Annotated in this window: 6 protein-coding genes and 1 pseudogene; 4 read left to right on the top strand and 3 right to left on the bottom strand. The window is 73.4% G+C overall.

Translation table 11 applies throughout. The annotated features are described in order from the left end of the window. The 3 genes and pseudogenes from ACFU99_RS25815 to ACFU99_RS25805 form a co-directional block, all read left to right on the top strand. Positions 1–140: pseudogene (locus ACFU99_RS25815) on the top strand (MFS transporter); the annotation flags it as partial. Between the two features lie 95 nt (positions 141–235). Next, the gene (locus ACFU99_RS25810; RefSeq protein WP_384395960.1) at positions 236–1,039 is read left to right on the top strand and encodes a maleylpyruvate isomerase family mycothiol-dependent enzyme; all 804 of its coding nucleotides are present in this window, start codon (positions 236–238) and stop codon (positions 1,037–1,039) included. Between the two features lie 207 nt (positions 1,040–1,246). Next, complete coding sequence (locus ACFU99_RS25805; protein WP_384395957.1) at positions 1,247–2,140, top strand: DUF2797 domain-containing protein; 894 nt, start codon at positions 1,247–1,249, stop codon at positions 2,138–2,140. Between the two features lie 158 nt (positions 2,141–2,298). Here ACFU99_RS25805 and ACFU99_RS25800 read toward each other — a convergent pair whose 3' ends face one another. The 3 genes from ACFU99_RS25800 to ACFU99_RS25790 all read right to left on the bottom strand — a co-directional run bounded on the left by ACFU99_RS25800 (position 2,299) and on the right by ACFU99_RS25790 (position 5,820). Beyond that, positions 2,299–2,964 carry a response regulator gene (locus ACFU99_RS25800; protein WP_384395954.1) on the bottom strand — a complete coding sequence of 222 codons (666 nt, stop codon included), beginning with the start codon at positions 2,962–2,964 and terminating at the stop codon, positions 2,299–2,301. Further along, on the bottom strand, positions 2,961–4,328 hold the full coding sequence (locus ACFU99_RS25795) for a sensor histidine kinase (RefSeq protein WP_384395951.1): 1,368 nt from the start codon (positions 4,326–4,328) through the stop codon (positions 2,961–2,963). The genes ACFU99_RS25800 and ACFU99_RS25795 overlap by 4 nt, the downstream gene beginning before the upstream one ends. A 142-nt stretch (positions 4,329–4,470) precedes the next feature. Continuing rightward, positions 4,471–5,820, bottom strand: coding sequence for a geranylgeranyl reductase family protein (locus tag ACFU99_RS25790; protein WP_384395948.1), 1,350 nt, complete (start codon positions 5,818–5,820; stop codon positions 4,471–4,473). A 173-nt stretch (positions 5,821–5,993) separates the two neighbouring features. Here ACFU99_RS25790 and ACFU99_RS25785 point away from each other — a divergent pair, with 173 nt between their 5' ends. Then, entirely contained in the window at positions 5,994–7,379 is a 1,386-nt protein-coding gene (locus ACFU99_RS25785) for a dipeptidase (RefSeq protein ID WP_384395945.1), read from the top strand. Positions 7,380–7,504: the final 125 nt, after the last annotated feature.

Here is a 7,504-nt window from a genome sequence, read left to right as displayed (position 1 = left end):
GCATGCTGCTCGGCCCGCCCGCCATCGGCTTCCTCGCCGACCGCTGGTCGCTGCCGACCGCGCTCACGACGGTCGCGCTGCTCGCCGCCGTCGCCGCGCTGATCGCCTTCCTCACCCGGAAATCCACGCGCGGTCAGTGACGGCTACGGCGCTACCACTGCGGCCCCGGCAACGGCCGTAACTGCGCCTGTGGATAACCGGTGCCTTGTCAGTGGCGGCTGTCACAATTTCTTTCATGGACACCGCCGCATACATCGAATCCATCGAGCGGGACGGCCAGTTGCTGGCCGAGGCCGCCGAGCGGGCTGGGCTCGACGCTCCGGTGCCGACCTGCCCCGAGTGGCGGGTGCGTGACCTGCTGAGGCACCTGGGGCAGGTGCACCGTTGGGCTGCCCGATACGTGGCCGAGGGGCTGACTGAGCCGGTTCAGCCGTCCACTGGCTCCGAACCGGACGGGGTCGAGTTGATCGAGTGGTTCCGCGACGGCCACCGCCGCCTGCTCGCGACGCTCACCGCCGCGCCCGCGGACCTCGAATGCTGGACCTTCCTGCCCGCGCCGTCGCCGCTCGTCTTCTGGGCCCGGCGCCAGGCCCATGAAATCGCGATCCACCGCGTCGACGTGCAAGCGGCGCTCGGGGCTGCGTCCCCGCCGTCCCCGCCGTCCCCGCCCTTCTCGCCCTTCTCGCCCTTCCCGGCCTTCCCGGCCGACTTCGCCGCCGATGGGATCGACGAGATCGTCGTGGGGTTCCACGGGCTGAAGACCAGCAAGGCGCGTACCTCCACGCGGCGCACCCTGCGCATACGGGCCACGGACACGGAAGACGTCTGGACGATATGTCTGTCGGAGGAGGCACCGCGCACCATACGCACCCAGCATCTGCCGGAGGGCGCAACGGCCGCTGACTGCGAACTCAGCGGGGGCGCGGGCGACCTCTACCTCTTGCTGTGGAACCGCCTTCCGCTGGACAAGGTGAGCGTCGCGGGCGACTCGTCGCTGGCGGATCTGTGGCGGGAGAAGTCGACGATCGGGAGGAGGTGAGACGGCGGACGTCTGTTGGGGACCGACGCAACATCTCGGCGTCATGGCGATACAGCGATACAGCGATACGAGCGGGGGTACGGACTGCGGCGAGCGGTGCGAGGTCAGTCGGCCGGCCTGCCCATCGCCATCTGGCGCGAATCCGCTGGTCGGAACGTGGCGTGGACCGGCCGCAAGCGTTCTCGGCGATTCGGTTACGGTGCGGGGATGAGCTCGGAGCGCGGGGACTGGCAGTGCACGGGGCTGCGGTGGGACCACTCGGGGCCCGCTCTGTCCTGGCTCCATCCGACGCGGGGTGAGCGCTCGTCACCGCTGCCGCCGGACCGGCCGCTGGCGTTCACCATCGGGGAGCGGCGCCGCTGCGTCGGAGTGCGCAGGGGCGGACGGCACACGCCGTGCCCGGAGGGGGCCTCGCTGTCCCTGTCGGCCGTCTCCGCGCAGTGCCCGCAGTGCGCGCGGCTGGACCGTTCGCACTCGGTGGCCGCCGACACCATCGCGGACGACCCACGCCCGTACGACGTCTATCTGGCCTGGTTCGGGCCGGACTTGATCAAGGTCGGCATCACGGCAACCGAGCGGGAGGGGGTTCGGCTTCTCGAACAGGCGGCGCTGTCCTACGCGTTGCTGGGGCGCGGTCCGCTGATGTCCGCGCGCAGGGCGGAGGCGGTGCTCGGCGCGGCGCTGGCGGTGCCGGACCGGTTCCCGTACGCGGCGAAGCGCACCGCCCGGCACGCGCTGCCGCCGCAACCGCTCCGGGCGGCCGAACTGGCGGCCCTCCACGAGCGGGCACGCGGCCTGCCCGGCCTGCCGGAGTCGCTGTCCGTCATGGACTTCCGGCCGGTGCACCATGACACGGCGTTCCATCTGGAGCGGCTGCGTCCGCCGGACGGCACGGTCGAGCCGGCCGCCGGGCAGACGCTGGCGGGCACGGTGGCGGCGGTCGCCGGCCCGGATGTGTACGTCGAAACAGGTGACGGGCGGCTGCTGCTGACCGACGCGCGGCAGCTGGCCGGCTGGCCCCTGTCGGCCGCGCCGCCCGAAGCGACGACCACCGTGACCGTACGGGCCCCGGCGCCGTCCGGCCCCGACGCGCTGTTCTGAGCTGCTGGATCACTGAGCCGCTGGACCACTGAGCCTCGCTCGGGCGCTGAGCCGCCGAGTCGACGAACGGCTGAGCCGCTGAGCCGCCGGACCCCCGGGCGTACGGGAAGCCGCCCGCACCTGCCCGTACCGCCCGCCCCACCCGGGCCGCCGGCTCCTCACCCCAGCCATCCCGGCCGTACCAGCCCCGACTCGTAGGCGAGGACGACGAGCCCCGCGCGGTCGCGGACGCCGAGTTTGACCATGGTGCGGCTGACGTGGGTCTTGGCGGTGAGCGGGGAGACGACGAGGCGGCGGGCGATCTCCTCGTTGGAGAGGCCGACGCCGACGAGCGCCATCACCTCCCGTTCGCGTTCGGTGAGGTCCGCGAGCCCGGGAACGGCGGCCGGTTCCTTGGAACGGGCGGCGAACTCCGCGATCAGGCGGCGCGTCACGCCGGGCGAGAGGAGCGCGTCGCCGTCGACCACGGCCCGTACCGCACGCACCAGTTCCTCGGGCTCGGTGTCCTTCACGAGAAAGCCCGAGGCGCCGGAGCGGATGGCCTCGAAGACGTACTCGTCCAGTTCGAAGGTGGTGAGCATGACGACCTTGACCTCGGCCAGCGCCGGGTCCTCGGTGATGCGGCGGGTGGCGGCGAGGCCGTCGAGGACCGGCATGCGGATGTCCATGAGGACCACGTCGGGACGGAGCGCGCGCACCTGCTCCACCGCCTGTTCGCCGTCGGCCGCCTCGCCCGCCACCTCGATGTCGGGCTCGGCGTCGAGCAGCGCCCGGAACCCGGCGCGTACCAGCAGTTGGTCGTCGGCGAGCAGTACGCGGATCACGGGGTCTCCTTGTCCTGAGGTGGGGTCACCGTAGCCCCGCCCCCGCCCGTCGGACCGCCTCGTGAGTCGCCCGAATGCCCGGTCGGCGGCCCGCCCGATGGACTGGTCGGCGGCGGCCTGAGCGGGATGCGGGCGACGACGCGGAAACCGCCGTCCGGCCGGGGCCCCGCGTCGAGGTCGCCGCCGAACGCGGCGACGCGTTCGCGCATGCCGACGAGGCCGTTGCCGCCGCCCGTCACGCCGGGCGCGTCGCTGTCCGCCGTGGTGGCGGGGCCGTCGTCGTCCACGCGGAGTTCGAGGAGGTCAGGGGCGTAGCGCAGGCGTACGCGCGCGGTGCGCGAGCCGGAGTGGCGGACGATGTTGGTGAGGGCTTCCTGGACGATGCGGAAGGCCGCCAGGTCGGTGGCGGGCGGCAGTTCGGCCCGTACGCCCTCGGCGGCGACGTCCACGATGAGCCCGGCGCTCGCCGCCTGCTCCGTCAGTTCCGGGAGCCGGTCGAGCCCCGGCGCGGGCGAGCGGGGCGCGTCGCCGGGCGCGCGCAGGGCGCCGAGCACCTGGCGGACCTCGCCGAGCGCCTCCTTGCTGGCCGCCTTGATGGTGGTCAGCGCGGTACGGGCCTGCTCGGGGTCCCGGTCGAGAAGGGCGAGGCCGACGCCCGCCTGGACGTTGATGACGGAGATGCTGTGCGCCAGTACGTCGTGGAGTTCGCGGGCGATGCGCAGCCGTTCCTCGTCGCCGCGGCGGCGCTCGGCTGCCGCCCGTTCCGCGCGGTCGCGCGCCCATTGCTCGCGCCGGCCCCGTACCAGCTCGGACACGGCGACGACGACCAGCAGCCAGGCCGCGGTCCCCGAGTCCGACACCCAGCTGCCGGGGCCGTCGCCGGTCGGCGGGAGCCGGCGGTAGAGCCAGTGCGCGGCGAGCACCTGACCGGCCCACAGCAGGGTCACCGCTGCCCAGGCGGCGTGGCGGTGCCCGGCGAGTACGGCGGTGAAGCAGGTGATGACGACGCTGACGTAGACCGGTCCGTACGGGTAGCCCGCGCCGAGGTAGACCGTGGCGGCGACGGACGCGCCGAGGACGGCGAGGGCCGGACGGCGGTGGCGTACCAGCATGAAGAGCGGCCCGATCAGGAGCAGCGCCCTGGCGAACGGGTCCACGGGCGCGCGGTCGATCTGGCTGTGGGCGGCGAAGCCGGTGCCGACCTGCTGAATCACGGCGACGGCGAGCGAGGAGAGCCAGGGCGGGCGGTCGGCGGGGCGACGCAGCCAGCGGTCCCACGGCGGACCGTCGCCGTCGCCTTCGCGCGCCCATGGCGAGCCGCCGCCGCGCTCGCGCGCCCACGTCGCCCGCCTCTCGCTGCTCATGCCGGCCACGCTAGACGGCGGCGGCGCGGGGCGCGTCAGCCACACGTGGTGATCACCCGTACTTCCCCGGGAGTACGGGCGACGGCCTGAACCCCGGCTGAGCGCCGTCCGCTCGGGCGCAAGCCCGACCAGCGCCGACCCCCTATCCCGCCTGCGTCCCCGGCTGATTCTCCGTCCGGTCCTCCCCCGGCTGCTCCTCGGCCTGCTGCTCGGCACGTCTTCCGCCGCGGATCCCGCCCCGGCCGCCCGTCCGGTTCCCCGGCTGCGGCCGGTCCATCGCGGCGAGCGCGCGGCGGGCCATCGGGTGGGTCCGTACGATCTCGGCGAGCGTCGTCGTGCCTCGGGTGATCTTCGCGAAGGCCTGCCAGGCGGGCCGGAAGCTCGTGACGGCCGCGTGCATGACGCCGGGGCGGCGCTCGAAGGCGGTCAGCATCCGGCGGCCCACGCCCATCTCCACGCCGAGCCCGGCCTTGATCGCGAAGGCGTAGTTGAGCGCCTGGCGGCGCGCGTCGACCGCGTCCTGCGCCTCGGAGATGCGGACCGCCCACTCCCCCGCGAGCCGCCCCGACCGCAGCGCGAAGGAGATGCCCTCCCGCGTCCACGGCTCCAGCAGCCCGGCCGCGTCGCCGCAGACGATCACCCGGCCGCGGGAGAGCGGCGAGTCGTCGGAACGGCAGCGGGTCAGATGGCCGGAGGAGACGCTCGGCTCGAAGCCCGCGAGGCCGAGGCGGGCGATGAAGTCCTCCAGATAACGCTTGGTGCCCGCGCCCTCGCCACGCGCCGAGATCACGCCGACGGTCAGGGTGTCCCCCTTGGGGAAGACCCAGCCGTAGCTGCCGGGCATCGGGCCCCAGTCGATCTGCACGCGGCCGGCCCAGTCCTCCGCCACTGTCGGCGGCACCGGAATCTCCGACTCCAGGCCGAGGTCGACCTGGTCGAGCTTGACGCCGACGTGCGCTCCTATCCTGCTGGCGCTGCCGTCCGCGCCGATCACCGCGCGCGCCAGCACGATCTCGCCGTCCGCGAGCACGACGGCGACGGTGCGCCGGTCGGGCACCGAGGAGCCGTGCTGCTCGACGCGCGAGACGGTCGTGCCCGTACGCACCCGGGCGCCCGCCTCCTTGGCGGTCTCGACCAGGGAGGCGTCGAACTCGGGCCGGTTGATGAGCCCGAAGAGCATCTGCTTCGAGCGGCGGGTGCGCGTGAGTTTGCCGTTGAGGGAGAAGGTGACGGCGTGCACGCGGTCCCGCAACGGCAGCTCGAAGCCTGGTGGCAGGGAATCGCGGGACGGCCCGATGATGCCGCCGCCGCAGGTCTTGTAGCGGGGCAGCTCGGATTTCTCCAGCAGCAGCACCCTGCGGCCGGCGACGGCCGCGGCATAGGCGGCCGAGGCCCCCGCGGGCCCGCCGCCCACCACCACGACGTCCCACACCGACTCGTCCACCGACTCGTCGGTCGCTCCGCTGTCCTGGGCTGCGTTGTCGCTGCTCACCTGTGCTTCTACTCCCGCTCGCTGCCTGGCTCCGGCTGTCGCCCGCATCCTACGGGCCGCCGTACGACGATCCCCCTGTGGGAAGATCGGACCTCTGAAATCGTCCGTACGTACGGACCTCGCTTACGGACGCCCACGTACGGACATAACGTCGCGCCCACAAGGAGCGTTCCATGGAGCACGCCTCGACCCCGCCGACCGCCCACCCCGCGCTCGCCCGGACAGTCGCCTCCCTCCAGCCGCGGGCCAAGGCCGAGCTGGCCGAACTCGTGGCCTTCAAGTCGGTCGCCGATCCGGCCCAGTTCCCCCGGAGCGAGTGCGAGGCCGCCGCGAACTGGGTGGCCGAGGCGCTGCGCACCGAGGGCTTCCAGGACGTCGCGCTGCTCGACACCCCGGACGGCACCCAGTCGGTCTACGGTTTCCTGCCCGGTCCCGAGGACGCGCCGACCGTGCTCCTGTACGCGCACTACGACGTTCAGCCGCCGCTGGACGAGGCCGCGTGGCTCTCGCCGCCGTTCGAGCTGACCGAGCGCGACGGCCGCTGGTACGGGCGCGGCGCCGCGGACTGCAAGGGCGGCCTGATCATGCACCTGACGGCGCTGCGCGCGCTCAAGGAGCACGGCGGCGTGCCCGTGAACGTCAAGGTGATCGCGGAAGGCTCGGAGGAGCAGGGCACGGGCGGCCTGGAGCAGTACGCGCGGGCGCACCCCGAGCTGCTCACCGCCGACACCATCGTCATCGGCGACACCGGGAACTTCCGGGTGGGCCTGCCGACCGTCACGGCGACGCTGCGCGGCATGACGCTCGTACGCGTCCAGGTCGACACCCTCGAAGGCAATCTGCACTCCGGTCAGTTCGGCGGGGCGGCGCCCGACGCGCTCGCGGCCCTGATCCGGATTCTCGACTCGCTGCGCGCCGAGGACGGTTCGACGACGGTCGAGGGCCTGTCGGCGGACGCGTCGTGGGAAGGGCTCCAGTACCCGGAGGAGGAGTTCCGCAAGGACGCCAGGGTGCTGGACGGCGTCGGGCTGATCGGCACCGGTACGGTCGCCGACCGCGTCTGGGCGCGCCCGGCCGTCACCGTGCTCGGCATCGACTGCCCGCCCGTCATCGGCGCCACCCCGTCCGTACAGGCCGGCGCGCGGGCCCTGGTGAGCCTGCGGGTGCCGCCGGGCCAGGACGCGGCGGAGGCCACCGGGCTGCTGACGGCGCATCTGCGGTCGGCGGCGCCGTGGGGTGCGCGGGTCGAGGTCGAGCAGATCGGCGAGGGCCAGCCGTTCCGGGCCGACACCGCGAGCCCGGCGTACGCGTCGATGGCGGAGGCGATGCGCGTCGCGTACCCGGACGAGGAGATGCAGACCGCGGGCATGGGCGGCTCGATCCCGCTGTGCAACGCCTTGTCGCAGCTCTACCCGCAGGCGGAGATCCTGCTCATCGGGCTGAGCGAGCCGGAGGCGCAGATCCACGCCGTGAACGAGAGCGTGTCGCCCCAGGAGCTGGAGCGGCTGTCGCTGGCGGAGGCGGTGTTCCTCGTCAATTACGCGGACAGCAAGCGCTGAGCCGGGACGGACGGGGGCCGGCCCCCTTGGGGACACTGTTGGTAAAAGGTCCGGCCCCTGTGCGTGACGTCGGCCTTCATCACCTGGTTGTGGGTGGTGAAGGCCGACAGTGCGTTTGGGGAGGG

This window comes from Streptomyces sp. NPDC057654, from assembly GCF_042800135.1.
Taxonomy (GTDB): Bacteria; Actinomycetota; Actinomycetes; order Streptomycetales; family Streptomycetaceae; genus Streptomyces.
The sequence above is the reverse complement of the archived record's forward strand: the minus strand, read 5'-3'. Positions and strand labels throughout refer to the sequence as shown.

Bases quoted from the DNA above. Each gene is read 5' to 3' on its own strand.
- ACFU99_RS25810 (WP_384395960.1), top strand. From the start codon at position 236: ATGGACACCGCCGCATACATCGAATCCATCGAGCGGGACGGCCAGTTG.
- ACFU99_RS25805 (WP_384395957.1), top strand. From the start codon at position 1,247: ATGAGCTCGGAGCGCGGGGACTGGCAGTGCACGGGGCTGCGGTGGGAC.
- ACFU99_RS25795 (WP_384395951.1), bottom strand. From the start codon at position 4,328: ATGAGCAGCGAGAGGCGGGCGACGTGGGCGCGCGAGCGCGGCGGCGGC.
- ACFU99_RS25785 (WP_384395945.1), top strand. From the start codon at position 5,994: ATGGAGCACGCCTCGACCCCGCCGACCGCCCACCCCGCGCTCGCCCGG.